The sequence below is a fragment of the Streptomyces sp. P9-A4 genome (assembly GCF_036634195.1).
Classification (GTDB): domain Bacteria; phylum Actinomycetota; class Actinomycetes; order Streptomycetales; family Streptomycetaceae; genus Streptomyces.
This window is the reverse complement of sequence record NZ_JAZIFY010000001.1, coordinates 1,863,069-1,881,928: the sequence shown is the minus strand read 5'-3', so window position 1 is coordinate 1,881,928 and position 18,860 is coordinate 1,863,069. Positions and strand designations below refer to the sequence as shown.

Sequence of the window (18,860 nt, the reverse complement as noted above, 5' to 3'; positions counted from 1 at the left end):
TGCTCATCACTGCCTGTGTGATGTATGTAAATAAAGTGGTGCGTGAGCGATATTTTTGCCGGTGGGATTTGAACTGATCACAACTTGGTCACTAGGGTCGGGCTTCGAACCTTCGCGCGGTTGATCACCCATCCGGGGTGGCGGCGGAGGAACCGCCTGCCCGTGACCGGTTGGGCGGCTCTGAGGAAGAAGGAGCTCGCCTTCGTGGCGTCCCACCGTCGACTCAAGCAGCCGAGCCGAACCCGCGTGACCGTGCTCACCGTGACCGCGGCCGCGGCCGTCGCGCTCACCGCCCAGTCCGGAGCCCAGGCGGCCCCCGCCAAGCCCAGCATCGACGAGGTCAAGTCCAAGGTCGACAAGCTCCACCACGAGGCCGAAGAGGCCACGGAGCAGTACAACCTCGCCGACGAGCGCCGCGGCACGCTGCAGAAGGAGATCGGCAACCTCCAGGACAAGGTGGCCCGAGGTCAGCAGGAGCTCAACACCCTGCGGGACCAGATCGGTTCGGTCGCCAGCGCCCAGTACCGCTCCGGCGGCATCGACCCGGCGCTCCAGCTCTTCCTCTCCGCCGACCCGGACACCTACCTCGACAAGGCGTCCGCGATCGACCAGCTGAGCGCCCAGCAGGCCGACGTGCTCACCTCGATCCAGGCCAAGCAGCGCACGCTCGCCCAGCAGCGGGCCGAGGCCACCACGAAGCTGGCCGACCTCGAGGACGTCCGCAAGACCCTCGGCGCGAAGAAGAAGAAGTTCCAGGGCAAGCTGGCCGAGGCGCGCCAGCTCCTCAACACCCTCACCGCGGCCGAGCGGGCCAAGATGGAGGAGAAGGAGCAGCGCGCCAGCCGCGCCGCCAGCGAGCGCGTCGACCTGGGCAACGAGGCCCCCGCGAGCGGCTTCGGCGCCGCGGCGCTGGCCGCCGCCGACACCCGCGTCGGCATGCCGTACGCCTCCGGACACGAGGGCCCCGGCTCGTTCGACTGCTCGGGTCTGACCCAGTGGTCCTACCGCCAGGCCGGCGTCACGCTCACCCGCACCACCTTCACCCAGCAGAACGACGGCACGAAGATCGGCCGCAGCCAGCTCAAGCCGGGCGACCTGGTCTTCTTCAACGGGCTCCAGCACGTGGGCCTGTACGCGGGCAACAACACCGTCCTGCACGCCCCCTACTCGGGCGCCTACGTGCGCTACGAGTCGATGAACACCATGGGGTCCTTCCAGTTCGGCGTCCGCATCGCCGGCTGACCCCGCGACCCGCTGCGGTATGCCGCCCGAACGGGTGGTTCGCCGCGACGCGAGCTGACCTGACGCCCCGCCGGTGACCTGTGATCTCCGGCGGGGCGTCACTTTGTGTGTCCATCGGCTTCGTTGGACGCGGAGTGATCAGCGGCTACTGTCTGCCGCGCCAGTCTGCGTCGAGCCGAACGGAGCGCGATTCGTGGCGTCCCACCGCCGACCCGCCAGGGTCACCGTCCTCACCGCCGCCGCCGCGGCCACCGCGGCGGCCTCCCTCGTTGCCGTCCCCGCGAGCGCCGACCCCGGGGCCGGACCCGCGGCCGGCCGCGCCACCGTCGACCGCCTCTTCGAGGAGGCCGAGAAGGCCACGGAGGGCTACAACCGGGCGGACGAGAAGGCGGACGCGCTGCGCAGGACGGTCTCCCAGGCCCAGGACGGCCTGGCCCGGGGCCAGGAACGCATCAACCGCATGCGGGGCGCCCTCGGTTCGGTCGCCGGCGCCCAGTACCGCTCCGGCGGCATGGACCCCGCCCTCGCCCTGCTGCTCTCCTCCGACCCGGACACCTACCTCGAACGGGCCTCCGCCCTCGACCGCGCCACCGCCCGGCAGAGCGCCGCGCTCGGCGAACTCCGGCGGGAACAGCGCCGGCTGGACCAGAAGCGCTCCGAGGCCCGCACGGCCCTCACCGAACTGGAGCGCAGCCGCGCCGAGGTCGCCCGCCACAAGCGCACCGTCGAACGCAAGCTCGCCGAGGCCCGCCGGGTGCTCGCGAGCCTCACCGTCGAGGAGCGCGCCGACTACGACCGCTCCTCCCGCTCCGGAGGCCGCGCGGGCGCCGAGGAGCTGCCGCCGCCGGCCGACCTCGGCTTGGCCTCCTCACGGGCCGCCGCCGCGGTGATGGCCGCCCGCAGCGCGATCGGCAGGCCGTACGTGTGGGGGGCGACGGGACCGTCCGCCTTCGACTGCTCGGGCCTGATGGTCTGGTCGTACCGGCAGGCGGGGATCAGCCTGCCGCGCACCTCGTCGGCGCAGCGGAACGCGGGCCGGCGGGTGCCGCTCTCGCAGGCACAGCCCGGGGACCTCGTCACCTACCGCGGCGACGCCAGCCACGTCGCGATCTACGCGGGCAACGGGCAGGTCATCCACGCCCCCTACCCCGGCGCCCGGGTCCGCTACGACCCGGTGAACATGATGTCGCACATCACGGTCACCCGGGTCTGAGCCGGTACCGGGAGCGGGGCCCGTCCCTCCGACCGTACGATCGGAGGCGTGGCAGGTCAGGGGTGCGGAGCGCGGCGATCGGCGACCGCCTGCCTGCTGGCCCTGCTGCTCGCCCTCACGGGCCTCGTCGGCTGCGCCGCGAAGGCGCCCGCCGAGCCGGCCTCCCGGGAGGTGCAGGAACTCCTCGACCGGCACGCCCGCGCCCTCCTCGACCGTGACGAGCCCGGCTACCTGGCCGCCCTCGACCCCTCGTACGCGCCGGCCGCGCTCACCGTCTACCGGCGGCTCGCCGCGGTACCGCTCGACGGCTGGACGTACCGGGTCACCGGCGTCGACCCCATCGGCACCGACCGGCTCACCGCCCGCGCCGACCTCGGCTACCGGCTCCGCGGCCACGACCGGCGGCCCGTCACCGGCGCCCGCGTCCTCGACCTCGTCCGGCGGGACGGCCGCTGGTACGTGGCCGGGGACCGCCCCGCCGAGGGCGCGCCCCGGCAGCTGTGGGAGCAGGGCGACGTCGTGACCGTCCGGGGCGCCCGCTCGCTCGTCCTCGGCGTCGGCGCGACCACCGGACGGCTCCGGGAGATCGCCGCGGCGGCCGACCGGGCGGTCCCCGCGGTCACCGCCGCCTGGCCCGGCGACTGGGCCCGGCAGGTGGTCGTCCTCGTCCCCGGCTCCCTCGAAGGGATGGGGGAGCTGCTCGGGGCGCCCGGCGCCTCCTACCGGGGGATCGCGGCCGTCACCACGGGGGAGACCCGGGGCGGCCCGGACGCCCCCGCGGACCGGGTGATCGTGAACCCCGACGCGTACGGGGTGCTGGGCGGCTTCGGCAGGCAGCTGGTCCTCACCCACGAGACCGTCCACGTCGCCACCCGCGCCGTCACCACCCCGTCGACCCCGGTCTGGCTCTCCGAGGGCTTCGCCGACTGGGTCGCCTACCGGGGCACCGACCGCACCCCCGCGCAGGCGGCCCCCGAGCTGCGCCGCGCGGTCCGCGCGGGCGAGCTGCCGGCCCGGCTCCCGGTGGACGGGGACTTCGCCTTCGGCGGCGACGCGGAGGCGCTGGCGCGGGCGTACGAGGGGGGCTGGCTGGCCTGCGCGCTGATCGCGGACCGCTGGGGCGAGACGAAGCTGACGGCCTTCTACCGGGCGGTGGGCGCCCACCCGGGCCGGGACGGCGCGGTGGAGCAGGCACTGCGCGAGGTGCTGGACACCACACCGGAACAGTTCACGGCGGACTGGCGGACGTATCTGGGGGAGCGGCTGGGATAGGGGCCCGGGCCGGACCCCGTGAGCCCCGGCCGGAAACCCCTGGCCCGGCGCCCCGTCAGCGGGAGCCGGAGAGGGTCTTCTCGCGCTCCGTGCGCACCGCCTGCGCGGGCACGACCGCCGACTCCGCGAGGCGCGGCTCCGTCACCGTCTGGCGCCACAGGATGCGGCAGGCGATGAGGGTGGCGGCGATCAGGAGACCGTTCCTGGTGAACAGCAGCGCGATGCCCAGCGGATCGCTCCGCGTGACGTGCGAGAACCACACCGGGAACTCGAACTGCGTCACCGCCGTCGCCCACACGATCAGATGGACGGGCCGCTGCATCCGGCTCGACCGGTACGCCAGGCACACCGCCGCCAGGCCGACCAGCCACAGCATGTACTGCGGGGAGAGCACCCGGCTCGTCGTCGTGAACAGCAGCACCGCCACGAAGGCCGCGTCCGCCACCGTCGAGGAGGTGAAGCGGCGGGCCTTGAAGCGCCAGAGCAGCAGCCAGCCGAAGGCGGCGAAGGTGAGCAGCATCGCGGCCGTCGAGACTGCGGAGACGTACGGGCCGAGGAACTCGATCGAGCCGTAGTTCATCCGCACCTCGCCGCCCCAGCCGAAGTGCCGGGCCACGTGGAAGACCATCGAACCCAGCGACTCGACCTCCGTGCCCCGGTCCTTCTGGAACGAGAGGAAGGCGAGCGCCCCCGGCATCCACAGCACACAGAACAGCAGCACCGCCGCCGCCGCGCCCACCGCCGTCGACCAGGAGCGGAAGGTCGCCCGGCCCTTCGCCGTGCCCGCGAGCACCAGCACCGGCCACACCTTCAGGACCGCGCCGAACCCGGCGAGCGCGCCGAGGACGCGCGGGCTGCGGCCCGCCGCGAGCACCGCCGCCACCGCGACGGCGGTCACCATCACGTCGTACCGGGCGTACGCGGTCGGGCCGAGCAGCGGGACGGCCGCGATCCAGATCCAGGCACCGCGCAGCGAACGCCCCGCCCGGCGGCCCGTGTACGTGAGCAGCCCGAAGACGAGCGCGTCACAGAGGAAGGCGAGGACGAAGAAGGCGGCCGAGTAGTCGAGGAAGGGCAGCAGCCCGGGGGCGAGGATCGCGAACGCGGCGGCCGGCGGGTACTGCCAGGTCACGTCGTCCTGCGGATACGTGCCGTTCCGGAGGACCTCGAACCAGGCCTGGTAGATGTCCTCGACGTCACTGGTGACGTCGGGGCCGGGGATGACCACTATCTTGAACACGCAGACCAGCAGGATGACCCGGGTCAGACCCCAGAGGCCGACCGGCAGCCGAAGACCTGTGCGTGCCCACTTCCCCACTGCGCCCGTCATCACTGTCTCGTCCTTCTCCGGTCGGCCCGCTCGCGCGGGAGAGTGGTGGTGCTGGGCGGTGGGTGCGCTCGCGGTACTGTCGGCCACGATGCACAAGACCCTGATCGTAACCAACGACTTCCCGCCACGCCCCGGCGGAATCCAGGCCTTCCTGCACAACATGGCCCTGCGCCTGGATCCCGAGGGGATCGTGGTCTACGCCTCCACCTGGAAGCGCAGCCGTGAAGGGATCGAGGCGACGGCCGCGTTCGACGCCGAACAGCCTTTCACGGTTGTCCGTGATCGCACCACCATGCTGCTGCCCACACCCCGGGTCACCGCCCGTGCCACCGCCCTGCTGCGCGAGCACGGCTGCGAGTCCGTCTGGTTCGGCGCCGCCGCGCCGCTCGGCCTGATGGCGCCCGCCCTGCGCAGGGCCGGCGCCCGGCGGCTCGTCGCCACCACGCACGGCCACGAGGCGGGCTGGGCCCAGCTGCCCGCCGCCCGGCAGCTGCTGCGGCGGATCGGCGAAGGCACGGACACGATCACCTACCTCGGCGAGTACACCCGCTCCCGGATCGCGGGGGCCCTCACCCCGGCCGCCGCCGGACGCATGGTGCAGCTCCCGCCCGGTGTGGACGAGAAGACCTTCCACCCGGACTCGGGCGGCGCCGAGGTCCGCGCCAGGCTCGGCCTCAGCGACCGGCCGGTCGTCGTCTGCGTCTCCCGGCTCGTCCCGCGCAAGGGTCAGGACACCCTGATCAGGGCGATGCCCGAGATCCTGCGCCGGGTGCCGGACGCGGTCCTCCTGATCGTCGGCGGCGGCCCGTACGAGAAGGACCTGCACCGGCTCGCCGACGAGACCGGCGTGGCCGGATCCGTACGCTTCACCGGCGCCGTCCCCTGGTCGGAGCTGCCCGCCCACTACGGGGCCGGCGATGTCTTCGCCATGCCCTGCCGGACCCGCCGCGGCGGTCTCGACGTCGAGGGTCTCGGCATCGTCTACCTGGAGGCCTCCGCGACCGGCCTCCCGGTCGTCGCGGGCGACTCCGGCGGCGCCCCCGACGCCGTCCTCGACGGCGAGACCGGCTGGGTCGTCCGGGGCGAGTCCGCCGAGGACACCGCCGACCGCGTCACCACCCTCCTCCTGGACCCGGAGCTCCGGGCCCGCATGGGGGAGCGGGGGCGCGACTGGGTCGAGGAGAAGTGGCGCTGGGACCTGCTCGCGGAGCGGCTGCGCGAGCTGCTCTGACGGACGGTGTACGAAGGGGCCCGAGGCGATCCGTCCGCCTCGGGCCCCTTCGCGCACCGCTCCCGGCTCACGCCGAGTAGATCGCCTCGATCTCGTCCGCGAAGTCCTTCGCCACCACGTTCCGCTTCAGCTTCAGCGACGGGGTGATGTGGCCCGCCTCCTCCGTGAACTGGGCCGGGAGGATGCGGAACTTGCGGACCGACTCCGCCTTGGAGACCGCCGCGTTGCCGTCGTCGATCGCCCGCTGGACCTCCGCCACCAGGTCCGCGTCCTCGCGGAGGGCGGCCGCCGTCGAACCCGCCGGCTTGCCGTGCTCGGCCGCCCAGCGGCCGAGGAACTCCTCGTCGATCGTGACGAGCGCGCCCACGAACGGGCGGCCGTCGCCGACCACCATGCACTCCGCGACCAGCGCGTGCGCCCGGATCCGGTCCTCGATGACCGCCGGGGCGACGTTCTTGCCGCCCGCCGTCACCAGGATCTCCTTCTTCCGGCCGGTGATCGCCAGGTAGCCGTCCTCGTCGAGGGTGCCGATGTCACCGGTGTGGAACCAGCCGTCCGCCAGCGCCTCGGCCGTCGCCGCCTCGTTGTTCCAGTACCGCGAGAAGATGTGCTCGCCGTGCAGCAGCACCTCGCCGTCGTCGGCGATCCGCACCACGGAGCCCGGCAGCGGCTGCCCGACCGTGCCGATCTTCTGCCGGTCCCAGGGGTTGAACGCCGTCGCCGCGCACGACTCCGTCAGGCCGTAGCCCTCCAGGACCGTGAAGCCAATGCCCCGGAAGAAGTGGCCGAGCCGCTCGCCCAGCGGCGCGCCGCCCGAGATCGCGTACTCGCCGCGCCCGCCGAGGACCGCCCGCAGCTTGCTGAAGACCAGCTTGTCGAAGACCTTGTGCTTGAGCTTGAGGCCGAAGGACGGGCCCTGCGGGGTGCTCAGCGCCCGGCTGTACGCGATGGCCGTGTGCGCGGCCTTGTCGAAGATCTTGCCCTTGCCGTCGGCCTGCGCCTTGGCCCGCGCCGAGTTGTAGACCTTCTCGAAGACCCGGGGCACGCCCAGGATCAGCGTCGGCCGGAACGAGGCCAGCTCGTCCGTGAGGTTCTTGATGTCCGGGACGCAGCCCAGCCGGATCGGCGCCATCACGGACGCGACCTCGACGAGCCGCCCGAAGACGTGCGCGGCCGGCAGGAAGAGCAGCACCGAGCACTCGCCGGTACGGAAGAGGGGCTTCAGCCGCTCCACGATGTTGCCGCACTCGGCGAAGAAGGCCCGGTGGGACAGGACGCAGCCCTTGGGGCGGCCGGTCGTGCCCGAGGTGTAGACGATCGTCGCCGGGTCGTCGGCGGTCGCCGCCGACATCCGCGCGTCCAGCAGCTCGTCGGAGACGTCCGCGCCCGAGGCCGTGAGCCGCGCGACCGCGTCGTCCTCGATCTGCCACAGCTCCTTGAGCTCCGGCAGGTTCGCGCGCACCGACTCCACGGACTCCCGGTGCGCCGCGCTCTCCACCAGCGCCAGCGTCGCGCCCGAGTCGCCGAGGATCCACTGGATCTGCTCCGGCGAGCTGGTCTCGTACACCGGGACGGTCACGCCGCCGGCGCTCCAGATCGCGAAGTCGAGGAGGACCCACTCGTAGCGCGTACGGGAGAGCAGCGCGACCCGGTCGCCCGGCTCGACACCGGCGGCGATCAGGCCCTTCGCGGCCCCGCGGACCTCCGCGAGGAACTCCGTGGCGGTCACGTCGGTCCAGACGCCGTCGACCTTGCGGCCCATCACGGCCACGTCTGGGTGCTGGGAGGCGTTGCGGCGGATGAGATCCGTCAGGTTGCCGTCCGCGGGGACCTCGTACAGGGCCGGAAGGCTGAACTCGCGCAAGACTGCTGCTCCTCATCGGGCGCCGGCGCCACGGCTCTGTGTGATGCACCGGTGTAGTCCAAGAACTGGCAGGTGCTCCGTGGGGGTGAGCACGACTGGACTGCCCGGACGTTACCCACCAGTACACGGTTCCCGATAGGGGGTCCCGGCCAGATGTTCCGTGCGTCACACACGCATGACGGTGCTCTGCGCACAGTAATCCACAGGTTTCCCGACTCGGAAGTAACCGCAGGTGACACCCCCTAAGGTGGGGTCCATGCGAGTCCATGTGGTCAGTGACGTGCACGGCAACGCCGAAGACCTGGCCCGAGCGGGCGAGGGCGCCGACGCCCTCATATGCCTCGGTGACCTGGTCCTCTTCCTCGACTACGCCGACCACAGCCGGGGCATCTTCCCCGACCTCTTCGGCGCCGAGAACGCCGGCCGGCTCGTGGAGCTGCGCACCGCCCGCCGCTTCGACGAGGCCCGCGACCTGGGACGCCGGCTCTGGGCCGGGCTCGACATCGACCGCGACACCGCCGTCGAGACCGCGGTCCGCCGCCAGTACGCCGCGCTCTTCGCCGCCTTCCCCACCCCCACGTACGCCACCTACGGCAATGTCGACATCCCCCGCATGTGGCCCGAGTTCGCCCGGCCGGGGACCACCGTCCTCGACGGCGAGCGGATCGAGCTGGGCGGCCTCGTCGTCGGCTTCGTCGGCGGCGGGCTGCGCACCCCGATGCGCACCCCGTACGAGATCTCCGACGAGGAGTACGCCGCCAAGGTCGAGGCCCTCGGCGACGTCGACGTCCTCTGCTCCCACATCCCGCCGGACGTGCCCGAGCTGACCTACGACACCGTCGCCCGCCGCTTCGAGCGCGGCAGCCGCGCGCTGCTCGACGCGATCCGCCGCACCCGGCCCCGGTACGCCCTCTTCGGCCACGTCCACCAGCCGCTGACCCGGCGGATGCGGATCGGCTCCACCGAGTGCGTGAACGTCGGACACTTCGCCTCGACGGGCAGGCCCTTCGCCCTGGAGTGGTGACGGGCCCCGCTTCGCGGCGCGATAGCCTTCCGTCGGCACGTCTGTGCCCCTTTGACTTCCGCCGGACCGCACAGTGGAGGAGCCACCACGATGGCCGAACACACCAGCTCGAGCATCACGATCGAGGCGGCACCGGCCGACGTCATGGGCGTGATCGCCGACTTCGCCCGCTACCCCGAGTGGACGGGCGAGGTGAAGGAGGCCGAGGTCCTGGAGACCGACGCCGCCGGCCGCGCCGAGAAGGTCCGGCTGCTCCTCGACGCCGGCGCGATCAAGGACGACCACACCCTCGCGTACACCTGGACCGGCGCCGACGAGGTCAGCTGGACCCTGGTCAAGTCCCAGATGCTCCGCTCCCTCGACGGCTCCTACCGGCTCGCCCCGGTCGCCGGCGGCGCCCACACCGAGGTCACCTACCAGCTGACCGTCGACGTCAAGATCCCGATGCTCGGCATGATCAAGCGCAAGGCGGAGAAGGTCATCATCGACCGCGCCCTCGCGGGCCTCAAGCAGCGGGTGGAATCGGGCGCGTAGGCGCTCCCGCCGTCGTGGCCGGCGGAACGATCGCCCACGACAGGGCCCGGTAACGTCCTTCGTATGCGGATCATTCTTGTCACCGGGCTCGGCGGCGCCGGGCGTACCACCGTCGCCGCCGCGACCGCGCTCGCCGAGGCGCGGGCCGGGCGCCGGGTCCTCCTCGTCTCCGAGGGCGCCGATCCGCTGCTGGGCGGCGACGGCCTCAGGGTCCTGCGGCCCGCACCCGCCGCCGACTTCCGCCGCGAGTTCCTCGCCCTCCAGGAGCGCTCCGCCGCCGCCCTCGACCTGCTGGGCGCCGCGCCCTTCGAGGACGCCGAACTCACCGAACTCCCCGGCAGCCGCCACTTCGCCCTGCTGCGCTCCCTGCGCGACGCCGCCGCCGGTGACCACGACCTGGCCGTCGTCGACCTGCCGCCGCTCCCCGAGGCGCTCGCCGTCCTCGCCCTGCCCGAGCAGCTCCGCCGCTATCTGCGCCGCCTCCTGCCCCCGGAACGGCAGGCCGCCCGCGCCCTGCGCCCGATGCTCGCCCAGCTCGCCGGGGTCCCCATGCCCGCGCAGTGGCTGTACGCGACCGCCGCGCGCTGGGAAGCCGAGCTGGCCGCCGTCCAGGCCGTCGTCGACGCCCCCGCCACCAGCGTCCGGCTCGTCCTCGAACCCGGCCCCGCCGCCGCGGACGCCCTGCGCACCGCCCGCCTCGGCCTCGCCCTCCAGGGCCTCGCACTCGACGCCGTCGTCGCCAACCGGCTGCTGCCCGCCACGTCCGAGGACCCCTGGCTCGCCGGACTCACCGCCCAGCAGCACCGGCACCTGGCGGAGCTCCGTACCGCCGGCGGGACCCTCGACGAGCTGCCGCACCTCGGCCGGGACCCGCGCGGACCCGAGGACCTGGCCCTCCTGGCGCCCGCCCGGCCCGCGGCCGAGCCCGTCCCCGTACCGGAGTGGACCGTCGAGGACCGGCGGGAGGAGGACGGTGTCCTCGTCTGGCACATCGGTCTGCCCGGCGCCGTCAAGGACGAGCTGTCCCTCGTCCGCAGGGGTGACGAACTGCTGCTCACCGTCGGAGCCTTCCGCCGCAACCTGCCCCTGCCCGCCGCCCTGCGCCGCTGCACCGTCACCGGCGCCGGGCTCGTCGAGGGGGACCTCCGGGTCCGCTTCACCCCCGACCCCGGGCTCTGGCCCCGTACCTCCTGAGGAGGCGTGTACCGTCGAAGTACCACCACTGAGGAGTACGCCATGAGCGATTCGGACGCCTGGGCCAAGGCGTGCGCCGAGGACCTGGAGGCGGAGAAGGCCCGTCGCAGGGCCGAGCGCGGGACGGAGCCCGGCTCCGCCGCCGAGGAGTTCCGCAAGCTGTTCGAGGCCGTCGCCGACAAGGTCGCCGGCGGACTCGGGAACCCACAGCTCGGCGGCCAGGCCGTACAGACCGTGCAGCAGCTCGTCAGCCAGGCGAAGTCCGTCGTCGAGCCCGTCATCGAGCGCAACCCGCAGGTCTTCGACCACCTCGCCGCCGCCGGGAACGAGCTGCTCGCCGCCTACCGCTCCGCCGTCGAGGGCCACGAGACCCGCTGGACCCGCGGAGGGTCCGTGCCCGAGGCCGACGACCCGCGCCGGGACGCCGACCCGGAGCCGCCGCGCGAGGCCGATCACAAGGCCGACCCCAAGGCCGATCACAAGGCCGACCCCGAGGACGATCACAAGGACGATCACAAGGGCGACGAAGGGCCGGGAACCGGCCAGCACATCGACCTCGACTGATCAACGGGCGAGCTCCCCTCGGGTACGGTGGGCCCTAGCGGGGCTCGACCGAAAACTGAGGGACACATGGGACTCACCATCGGCGTCGACATCGGCGGCACGAAGATCGCGGCCGGCGTGGTCGACGAGGACGGCAAGATCCTCGACACGCACAAGGTGCCCACCCCGCCGACCCCCGAGGGCATCGTCGACGCGATCAGCGCCGCCGTCTCCGAGGCCGGCAAGGGCCACTCGATCGAGGCCGTCGGCATCGGCGCCGCGGGCTACGTCGACGACAAGCGTGCCACCGTCCTCTTCGCGCCGAACATCGACTGGCGGCACGAGCCGCTCAAGGACAAGGTCGAGCAGCGGGTCGGCCTGCCCGTCGTCGTCGAGAACGACGCCAACGCGGCGGCCTGGGGCGAGTACAGGTTCGGCGCCGGCCAGGGCCACGAGGACGTCATCTGCATCACCCTCGGCACCGGCCTCGGCGGCGGCATCATCATCGGCAACAAGCTGCGCCGCGGACGCTTCGGCGTGGCTGCCGAGTTCGGCCACATCCGGGTCGTCCCGGACGGTCTGCTCTGCGGCTGCGGCAGCCAGGGCTGCTGGGAGCAGTACGCCTCCGGGCGCGCGCTCGTCCGCTACGCCAGGCAGCGCGCCAACGCCACCCCGGAGCGCGCGGAGATCCTCCTCGGCCTCGGCGACGGCACCCCGGAGGGCATCGAGGGCAAGCACGTCAGCCAGGCCGCCCGCGCGGGCGACCCGGTGGCCGTCGACTCCTTCCGCGAGCTGGCCCGCTGGGCGGGCGCCGGTCTCGCCGACCTGGCCTCGCTCTTCGACCCCTCGGCGTTCATCGTCGGCGGCGGCGTCTCGGACGAGGGCGACCTGGTCCTCGACCCGATCCGCAAGTCCTTCCGGCGCTGGCTGATCGGCGGCCAGTGGCGGCCGCACGCCCAGGTCCTCGCCGCCCAGCTGGGCAACAAGGCCGGACTCGTCGGCGCGGCCGACCTCGCCCGCCAGGGCTGAACGGCCCGCAGGAGGACTGATCACGGCAGCCGCCCGCCGCGTCCGCACCGGACGCGGCGGGCGGCTGCCGTACGTTACGTGCCATGGCGATCAGTGAGCTGCCCAACTCCCGCACCGAGGAGGACGGTTCGGCCGTCCTCCGGGTCCTCAGCTACAACGTGCGCGCGATGCGCGACGACGAGGACGCCCTCGCCCGGGTCATCCGGGCCTGCGCCCCGGACCTCGTCATGGTCCAGGAGGCCCCACGCTTCTTCCGCTGGCGCAAACACGCCGCCCGGCTCGCCGCGAAGAGCGAACTCGTCCTGCTGAGCGGTGGTGCCACCGCGGCGGGGCCGATGCTGCTCTGCTCGCTGCGGGCCACCGTCGAACACACCGAGGACGTGCTGCTGCCGCTCACCCCCGGCCTGCACCGGCGCGGCCTCGCGACCGCCGTCGTCCGCTTCGCCGGGGCCCGGGTCGGCGTCGTCAGCTGCCATCTGAGCCTCCGGAAGGACGAGCGGTACGCCCAGGCGGGCATGGTCCTCGACCGGGTCGCCGCCCTGGGGACCCCGTACGCCCTGGTCGGCGGGGACCTCAACGAGCGGCCCGACGGCGCCGCCTTCCGCCGGCTGACGACGGAGCTCCGGGACGGCTGGGAGGCCAGCCCCCGGGGCGGCGAGTACACCTCGACCTCCGGCGGCCCGCACCAGCGGATCGACGCGATCCTGGCCACCCCGGGCGTCGAGTTCCTCGGCTGCGGGGTGCCGGCCGACCTCGATCCGGCCGACCTGCGGGCCGCCACCGACCACCTTCCGGTGCTGGCGGCGGTCCGCGTACCGGCGGCCGGCTGACCCGGCCCGGCCCGCGCCGTGCCTGGCCGGGCCGGGCCGGGAAAGTCCCGCCCGGCCCACGTCCGGACTAGACGACCGCCCCGCGGCCCGGGTCGTCGAAGCCGTCGTCATCCTCGTCGTCGTGCTTCATCCGCCCCACCAGGGTGGCGAAGCCGCCCAGGAAGCCGCCGATGCTGAGCGTCGTCAGCCACCAGGTCATGTCCCACTGGAGCAGCACGGCCACCAGCATCAGGACCGGGCCGCCGACCACGGCCAGCCAGGCGAACTTGGTCGTGGTGTCCGCCTCCGGCAGCGGAGGCGGCTCCGGCGGCACGAAGTGCCCCTCGTCGGAGCCGCCCGGGGCGTCGTCCGGTTCGGCGGGGGAGTAGTCCCGGGGCCCGGGGGGCCGCACGCCGACGCCGGGCGCGAAGACGATCGAGCTGCCGAGCGCGGGCCGCTCGGGGCCCGCGTCGGAGTCCCCGTCGGCCTCGTCCTCGGCGGCCTTGGCCGCCTCAGCCGCCTCGGCCGCCTCGGCCCCCTCCGGCGGGGTCTTCCCGGCCGTCGGCCTCGGCTTCCAGGGCGTGCCCTCGCCGACCGTCGGCCTCGGCCTCAGCGGCGGCCGGGTCTCCCCGGGCGTGCCCTCCCCGTCGTCCCCGGCCTCGTCCTCCGGCTCCGGCAGGGCCAGGTTCTCGATCGGCCGGTACGGCTTCGCCCCCGGAGGGTCCACGGGCTCCTCGCCGTACCCGGCGACGATCGCGGCCCAGGCCGCCTCCTCGTCTATGGGCTGCGGCTCCCGCTCGCCGCCGTCCTGCTGCTCAGCCACCGCTCCTGCTCCCCTGTTCGTCGACCAGCCCCGGGGCGAGACGCTCGACGAAGGCCAGGCTCTCGTCGAAGATCCGCTCCGCGTCATGGTCCAACGTCGCCACGTGGTAGCTCTGTTCCAGCAGGATCTCGCGGACGTCCGTCGAGGAGATCCGGGAGAGGATCCGGGCCGAGTCGACCGGCGGCACGACATGGTCCTGCGGGCTGTGGAGCAGGACGACCGGCTGCGTGACCTGCGGAAGCTCCGCGTCGACGAGCCGGAAGAACGCGCGCAGGGAGTGCGCGGCGTGCAGCGGCACCCGGTCGTAGCCGACCTCGGTGACGCCCTCCTTGGCGATGTCGCTGGCGATGCCCTTGGTGGAGGGGAGCAGATGGCGGGCGACCGGCAGCGCGTGCGCGGCCAGGCCGTGCACCTTGTTGCCCGGGTTGACCAGGACGACGCCCTTCACGGCGTCCCCGTGCTGGGCGGCCAGCCGCAGGGTCAGCGCCCCGCCCATCGAGAGGCCGAAGACGAAGACGGTCGTGCACCGCTCCAGAAGCTCGCGCAGGGCCCGGTCCACCTCCGCGTACCAGTCGTGCCAGGTGGTGAGCTGCATGTCCTGCCAGCGGGTGCCGTGGCCCGGCAGCAGCGGCACCGAGACGGTCAGACCGCGCTCGGCCAGATACTCGGCCCACGGGCGCATCGACTGCGGGGAACCGGTGAATCCGTGACAGAGAAGGACGCCGACCTCTCCGCCCTCGTGGCGGTACGGCTCGGCTCCGGGAAGGACCGTCACCGGGGTCTCCTGTTCGCTCGGCTTCGCGTCCGTCTTCGGGTGCGCCGAAGCGACGGAACATGGGGAAGGGACCTTCACGGTACGCGACCGGACCGACACCGACCAGGGCCGTAGCGGGGGGCGTACGCCGGTACGGGATAAAGTCGTCGCGACGGCACACGGAAGGCATGGCGAGTTGATCTACGGCGCAATGAAGTTCTCCCTCGGAGGGTCCCTGAAGCTTGCCTTCCGGCCCTGGGTGGAGGGTCTGGAGAACATTCCCGCCGAGGGGCCCGCGATTCTGGCGAGCAACCACCTGTCGTTCTCCGACTCCTTCTTCCTGCCCGCCGTCCTCGACCGCAAGGTCACCTTCATCGCCAAGGCGGAGTACTTCACCTCGCCGGGTGTGAAGGGCAAGCTCACCGCCGCCTTCTTCAAGGGCGTCGGACAGCTCCCGGTGGACCGTTCGGGCGCCCGGGGCGCGGGCGAGGCGGCGATCAAGGCCGGCATCGAGGTCATCGAGAAGGGCGGGCTCTTCGGGATCTACCCCGAGGGCACCCGCTCGCCCGACGGCCGCCTCTACCGGGGCAAGCCCGGCGGTCTGGCCCGGGTGGCCCTGGCCACCGGCGCGCCGGTGATCCCGGTCGCGATGATCGACACCGAGAAGATCCAGCCGCCCGGCAAGGTGGTCCCCAAGCTGATGCGGCCGGGCATCCGGATCGGCAAGCCGCTGGACTTCACCCGCTACCAGGGCATGGAGGGCGACCGCTTCATCCTCCGTTCGGTGACCGACGAGGTCATGTACGAGATCATGAAGCTGTCCGGCCAGGAGTACGTCGACATCTACGCGACGGCCGCCAAGCGGCAGATGGCGGACGCGGAGAAGGCGGCCAAGGAGGCCGTCAAGGCCGAGATCGCCGCCCGGGAAGAGTCCGGCGCGTAACACCGGGAGTCCGGTGGAGAAGGCGTCCCGCGAGGGACGTCCGGGGGTGGGGGAGATGGCCAGGCGCGAGCGTGTCGTGCGCATGTCGGTCGAGCAGCCGTTGTGGCGGGCCCTGACCGGCTACCGCCTTCTGACCATGGTCTACGCGGTCCTGCTGTTCGTGTTCGGCAGGGACCGGTTCGAACGGCCCTGGGTCGCCGTCGCCTATCTGGCGGTGATGTGCGTCTGGACCCTCGCCACCCTCCCCAAGGTGGCGAACGCGGCCAGCTGCACCCGGCGCTTCCTCTGCGCCGACCTCACCATGGCCGTCGTCGGCATCCTCCTCACCCCGCTGGCCGACGCCCACGCCCAGAGCGTCGACGGCCCCACCCTGCCGTCGATATGGACCGCCGGCGCCGTCCTGGCATACGCGATCAAGGGCGGTTGGCGCTGGGCCGGCGTGGCCTCCTCCGTCGTCGCCGTCGCCAACATCGTCGAGCGCGGCCACCCCAGCCGGGACACCTTCCACAACGTCCTCCTCGTCTGGGTCGCCTCCATCGCCATCGGATACGTCGTCGAGGTCGCCCGCGCCTCCGAGCGCACCCTCGCCCGCGCCCTGGAGATCGAGGCCGCCACCCGGGAACGGGAGCGGCTCGCCCGCGACATCCACGACAGCGTCCTCCAGGTCCTCGCCATGGTGCAGCGGCGCGGCACCGCGCTCGGCGGCGAGGCCGCCGAACTCGGCCGGATGGCGGGCGACCAGGAAGTGGCCCTCCGCACCCTCGTCGCGGGCGGCCTCGCCCGGCCCAGCCTGGTCTCCGAGGACGAGTCCGAGGGGGCCGTCGTACGGGTCGTCGAGGTGGACGAGGAACCGGACGACGACACGCCCGTGGACCTGCGGCTGCTGCTCGCCCCGCGCGCCGGGGCCCGGGTCACCCTCTCCGAGCCGGGTGCGCCCGTGCTGCTGGCGCCGCCCGCCGCGCGCGAGCTGGCCGCCGCCGTCGGCGCCGCCCTGGACAACGTACGGGTGCACGCGGGCGAGGAGGCGCAGGCCTGGATCCTCGTCGAGGACTGGCCGGACGAGGTGATCGTCACCGTCCGGGACGACGGCCCCGGCATCCCGGAGGGCCGCCTCGCGCAGGCCGAGGGCGAGGGCCGGATGGGCGTCGCCCTCTCCATCCGGGGGAGACTGCGGGATCTGGGCGGCGAGGCCGAGCTGATCTCGGTCCCCGGGCAGGGCACGGAAGTCGAGTTGAAGGTCCCACGGGGGAAGGCAGGGGAGAAGTGAGCGAGCAGCCGATCAAGGTGATGGTGGTCGACGACCACCCGATGTGGCGGGACGCGGTCGCCCGCGACCTGGCGGAGGCGGGCTTCGACGTCGTCGCCACCGCGGGCGACGGGGAGCAGGCGGTGCGCCGCGCCGTCGCGGCCGGGCCCGACGTCCTCGTCCTGGACCTGAACCTGCCGGTGAAGCCGGGCGTCCAGGTGTGCAAGGAACTCGTCGGCGGCCGGCCGCGGCTGCGGGTCCTGGTGCTCTCGGCGAGCGGCGAGCACGCCGACGTCCTGGAGGCCGTGAAGTCGGGCGCCACCGGCTACCTCCTCAAGTCCGCCAGCACCGAGGAGCTGATCGACGCCGTGCGGCGGACGGCGGTCGGCGACCCCGTCTTCACCCCGGGCCTCGCCGGGCTCGTCCTCGGCGAGTACCGCCGCCTCGCCTCCGAGCCCGCTCCGGCCTCCGGCGCCGACGAGCCGAAGGCCCCGGAGCTGACCGAGCGCGAGACGGAGGTCCTGCGGCTCGTCGCCAAGGGGCTCAGCTACAAGCAGATCGCCGAGCGCCTGGTCATCTCGCACCGCACGGTGCAGAACCATGTGCAGAACACCCTCGGCAAGCTCCAGCTCCACAACCGGGTGGAGCTGGTCAGGTACGCCATCGAGCGCGGCCTCGACGACGCCTAGGGCAGATGGGTCGTATATTCACGCATATACGGCCCATCGTCCCGTTGAGGGGAAACACGTGGAAATCCTGGCATTCGGCGTGCAGGCGGACGAGAAGCCGCTGATCGAGAAGGCGTTCGCGGGACACCACGACGTCCGCTGTCTGGGCGTCTTCCTCACCGAGGACACCGCCCCCATCGCGGCCGGCTACGAGATCATCTCCACCAGCGTCAACGCCAGCCTGGACCACCGGGTCCTCCAGACCCTCGCCGCCGGCGGGACCCAGATGATCGCCCAGCGCTCCACGGGCTTCAACAACATCGACCTGGAGGTCGCCGAGCGGCTCGGCATCACCGTCGCCCGGGTCTCGTACTACTCGCCGTACTCCGTCGCGGAGTTCGCCTGGACCCTCGCCACCGCCGTCAACCGGCGGATCGTCCGCGCCTCCAACCGGACCCGTGACTTCGACTTCCGGCTCGACGGACTGATGGGCCGTGACCTGCGGGGCCGTACCGTCGGGGTCCTCGGCACCGGCAAGATCGGCGAGGCGTTCACCCGGATCGCCCACGGCTTCGGCATGAACCTGCTCGGCTGGGACGTCGCCGAGAACCCCGCCTGCCTCGCCCTCGGCATGCGGTACGTCGAGAAGGAACGGCTCTTCGCCGAGGCCGACCTCATCAGCCTCCACGTACCGCTGCTGCCGTCCACCCAGCACATCATCGACGCCGCCGCCCTCAAGGCCATGAAGGACGACGTCATCCTGGTGAACTCCAGCCGGGGCGGGCTCCTCGACTCCGAGGCGCTCGTCACCGAACTCCGGGCCGGCCGCTTCGCCGGCGTCGGCCTCGACGTGTACGAGGCGGAGGCCGGGCTCTTCTTCCTCGACAAGTCCCTGGAGGTCGTCGAGGACGACACGCTCGCCCGGCTGGTGACCTTCCCGAACGTGGTGGTCACCTCCCACCAGGCGTACTACACGGTGGACGCGGTCGGCCAGATCATCGACACCACCGTCCGCAACGTCCTCGACTACACCGCGGGACGGCGCAGCGAGAACGTCCTCGTCCCCAGGGAACCCGCCGGCCGGTCCGCGCATCCTCCAGCGTGACCAGGCGGCGCGGTCACCGGACCGCGCGCCGCTCAT

At 72.9% G+C, this 18,860-nt stretch carries 18 protein-coding genes; 14 read left to right on the top strand and 4 right to left on the bottom strand.

Annotation, left to right across the window (positions count from 1 at the left end; translation table 11 throughout):
• Positions 1-204 precede the first annotated feature (204 nt).
• From V4Y03_RS08450 to V4Y03_RS08440, 3 genes are all read left to right on the top strand, one after another.
• On the top strand, positions 205-1,242 hold the full coding sequence (locus V4Y03_RS08450) for a C40 family peptidase (RefSeq protein ID WP_317878567.1): 1,038 nt from the start codon (positions 205-207) through the stop codon (positions 1,240-1,242).
• A gap of 193 nt (positions 1,243-1,435) precedes the next feature.
• A complete protein-coding gene (locus V4Y03_RS08445) occupies positions 1,436-2,455 on the top strand; it encodes a C40 family peptidase (RefSeq protein ID WP_332434516.1) in 1,020 nt (339 codons plus the stop codon).
• A 48-nt stretch (positions 2,456-2,503) separates the two neighbouring features.
• Positions 2,504-3,727, top strand: a complete 1,224-nt coding sequence (locus V4Y03_RS08440; protein ID WP_332434515.1) for a hypothetical protein — start codon at positions 2,504-2,506, stop codon at positions 3,725-3,727.
• A 55-nt stretch (positions 3,728-3,782) separates the two neighbouring features.
• Here V4Y03_RS08440 and V4Y03_RS08435 read toward each other — a convergent pair whose 3' ends face one another.
• Positions 3,783-5,057, bottom strand: a complete 1,275-nt coding sequence (locus V4Y03_RS08435; RefSeq protein WP_332434514.1) for a glycosyltransferase family 87 protein — start codon at positions 5,055-5,057, stop codon at positions 3,783-3,785.
• A gap of 88 nt (positions 5,058-5,145) precedes the next feature.
• On the opposite strand from V4Y03_RS08435, the gene V4Y03_RS08430 reads away from it, so the two are divergent.
• Positions 5,146-6,288 carry a glycosyltransferase family 4 protein gene (locus V4Y03_RS08430; protein WP_332434513.1) on the top strand — a complete coding sequence of 381 codons (1,143 nt, stop codon included), beginning with the start codon at positions 5,146-5,148 and terminating at the stop codon, positions 6,286-6,288.
• Between the two features lie 67 nt (positions 6,289-6,355).
• Here the strand turns inward: V4Y03_RS08430 and V4Y03_RS08425 are convergent, their stop codons facing one another.
• A complete protein-coding gene (locus tag V4Y03_RS08425; protein WP_317878432.1) occupies positions 6,356-8,152 on the bottom strand; it encodes an AMP-dependent synthetase/ligase in 1,797 nt (598 codons plus the stop codon).
• Between the two features lie 256 nt (positions 8,153-8,408).
• Between V4Y03_RS08425 and V4Y03_RS08420 the strand changes: the two genes are divergently transcribed.
• The 6 genes from V4Y03_RS08420 (at position 8,409) to V4Y03_RS08395 (ending at position 13,306) form a co-directional block, all read left to right on the top strand.
• Positions 8,409-9,176 (top strand): metallophosphoesterase family protein, encoded by a 768-nt coding sequence (locus tag V4Y03_RS08420; protein WP_332434512.1) that lies wholly within the window; start codon positions 8,409-8,411, stop codon positions 9,174-9,176.
• A gap of 90 nt (positions 9,177-9,266) precedes the next feature.
• Positions 9,267-9,710 (top strand): SRPBCC family protein, encoded by a 444-nt coding sequence (locus V4Y03_RS08415; RefSeq protein WP_317878430.1) that lies wholly within the window; start codon positions 9,267-9,269, stop codon positions 9,708-9,710.
• A 63-nt stretch (positions 9,711-9,773) separates the two neighbouring features.
• On the top strand, positions 9,774-10,904 hold the full coding sequence (locus tag V4Y03_RS08410) for an ArsA family ATPase (RefSeq protein ID WP_332434511.1): 1,131 nt from the start codon (positions 9,774-9,776) through the stop codon (positions 10,902-10,904).
• Positions 10,905-10,946: 42 nt separating this feature from the next.
• Positions 10,947-11,468 carry a DUF5304 domain-containing protein gene (locus tag V4Y03_RS08405; RefSeq protein WP_332434510.1) on the top strand — a complete coding sequence of 174 codons (522 nt, stop codon included), beginning with the start codon at positions 10,947-10,949 and terminating at the stop codon, positions 11,466-11,468.
• Positions 11,469-11,534: 66 nt separating this feature from the next.
• Positions 11,535-12,476 carry an ROK family glucokinase gene (locus tag V4Y03_RS08400; protein WP_317878682.1) on the top strand — a complete coding sequence of 314 codons (942 nt, stop codon included), beginning with the start codon at positions 11,535-11,537 and terminating at the stop codon, positions 12,474-12,476.
• 83 nt (positions 12,477-12,559) lie between these two features.
• A complete protein-coding gene (locus V4Y03_RS08395) occupies positions 12,560-13,306 on the top strand; it encodes an endonuclease/exonuclease/phosphatase family protein (RefSeq protein ID WP_332434509.1) in 747 nt (248 codons plus the stop codon).
• 67 nt (positions 13,307-13,373) lie between these two features.
• On the opposite strand, the gene V4Y03_RS08390 is transcribed toward V4Y03_RS08395, so the two are convergent.
• On the bottom strand, positions 13,374-14,108 hold the full coding sequence (locus V4Y03_RS08390) for a hypothetical protein (protein WP_332434508.1): 735 nt from the start codon (positions 14,106-14,108) through the stop codon (positions 13,374-13,376).
• The gene (locus V4Y03_RS08385; protein ID WP_332434507.1) at positions 14,101-14,883 is read right to left on the bottom strand and encodes an alpha/beta hydrolase; all 783 of its coding nucleotides are present in this window, start codon (positions 14,881-14,883) and stop codon (positions 14,101-14,103) included. The genes V4Y03_RS08390 and V4Y03_RS08385 overlap by 8 nt, the downstream gene beginning before the upstream one ends.
• 190 nt (positions 14,884-15,073) lie before the next feature.
• Between V4Y03_RS08385 and V4Y03_RS08380 the strand changes: the two genes are divergently transcribed.
• Genes V4Y03_RS08380 through V4Y03_RS08365 form a run of 4 tightly spaced genes read left to right on the top strand, consistent with a single transcriptional unit; the run spans position 15,074 to position 18,824 of the window.
• Positions 15,074-15,805 (top strand): lysophospholipid acyltransferase family protein, encoded by a 732-nt coding sequence (locus V4Y03_RS08380; protein ID WP_442809816.1) that lies wholly within the window; start codon positions 15,074-15,076, stop codon positions 15,803-15,805.
• A gap of 55 nt (positions 15,806-15,860) precedes the next feature.
• Positions 15,861-17,072 carry a MacS family sensor histidine kinase gene (gene macS / locus V4Y03_RS08375; protein ID WP_317877790.1) on the top strand — a complete coding sequence of 404 codons (1,212 nt, stop codon included), beginning with the start codon at positions 15,861-15,863 and terminating at the stop codon, positions 17,070-17,072.
• A gap of 20 nt (positions 17,073-17,092) precedes the next feature.
• A complete protein-coding gene (locus V4Y03_RS08370; RefSeq protein ID WP_317877793.1) occupies positions 17,093-17,740 on the top strand; it encodes a response regulator transcription factor in 648 nt (215 codons plus the stop codon).
• A 58-nt stretch (positions 17,741-17,798) separates the two neighbouring features.
• Positions 17,799-18,824, top strand: a complete 1,026-nt coding sequence (locus V4Y03_RS08365; RefSeq protein WP_317877789.1) for a 2-hydroxyacid dehydrogenase — start codon at positions 17,799-17,801, stop codon at positions 18,822-18,824.
• The last annotated feature ends 36 nt before the right edge of the window (positions 18,825-18,860 follow it).

Excerpts from the sequence above, each read along its gene's own strand:
- V4Y03_RS08435 (WP_332434514.1), bottom strand. The coding sequence starts at position 5,057 with ATGACGGGCGCAGTGGGGAAGTGGGCACGCACAGGTCTTCGGCTGCCG.
- V4Y03_RS08430 (WP_332434513.1), top strand. The coding sequence starts at position 5,146 with ATGCACAAGACCCTGATCGTAACCAACGACTTCCCGCCACGCCCCGGC.
- V4Y03_RS08420 (WP_332434512.1), top strand. The coding sequence starts at position 8,409 with ATGCGAGTCCATGTGGTCAGTGACGTGCACGGCAACGCCGAAGACCTG.
- V4Y03_RS08415 (WP_317878430.1), top strand. The coding sequence starts at position 9,267 with ATGGCCGAACACACCAGCTCGAGCATCACGATCGAGGCGGCACCGGCC.
- V4Y03_RS08410 (WP_332434511.1), top strand. The coding sequence starts at position 9,774 with ATGCGGATCATTCTTGTCACCGGGCTCGGCGGCGCCGGGCGTACCACC.
- V4Y03_RS08405 (WP_332434510.1), top strand. The coding sequence starts at position 10,947 with ATGAGCGATTCGGACGCCTGGGCCAAGGCGTGCGCCGAGGACCTGGAG.
- V4Y03_RS08400 (WP_317878682.1), top strand. The coding sequence starts at position 11,535 with ATGGGACTCACCATCGGCGTCGACATCGGCGGCACGAAGATCGCGGCC.
- V4Y03_RS08395 (WP_332434509.1), top strand. The coding sequence starts at position 12,560 with ATGGCGATCAGTGAGCTGCCCAACTCCCGCACCGAGGAGGACGGTTCG.
- V4Y03_RS08380 (WP_442809816.1), top strand. The coding sequence starts at position 15,074 with ATGAAGTTCTCCCTCGGAGGGTCCCTGAAGCTTGCCTTCCGGCCCTGG.
- macS (WP_317877790.1), top strand. The coding sequence starts at position 15,861 with ATGGCCAGGCGCGAGCGTGTCGTGCGCATGTCGGTCGAGCAGCCGTTG.
- V4Y03_RS08370 (WP_317877793.1), top strand. The coding sequence starts at position 17,093 with ATGGTGGTCGACGACCACCCGATGTGGCGGGACGCGGTCGCCCGCGAC.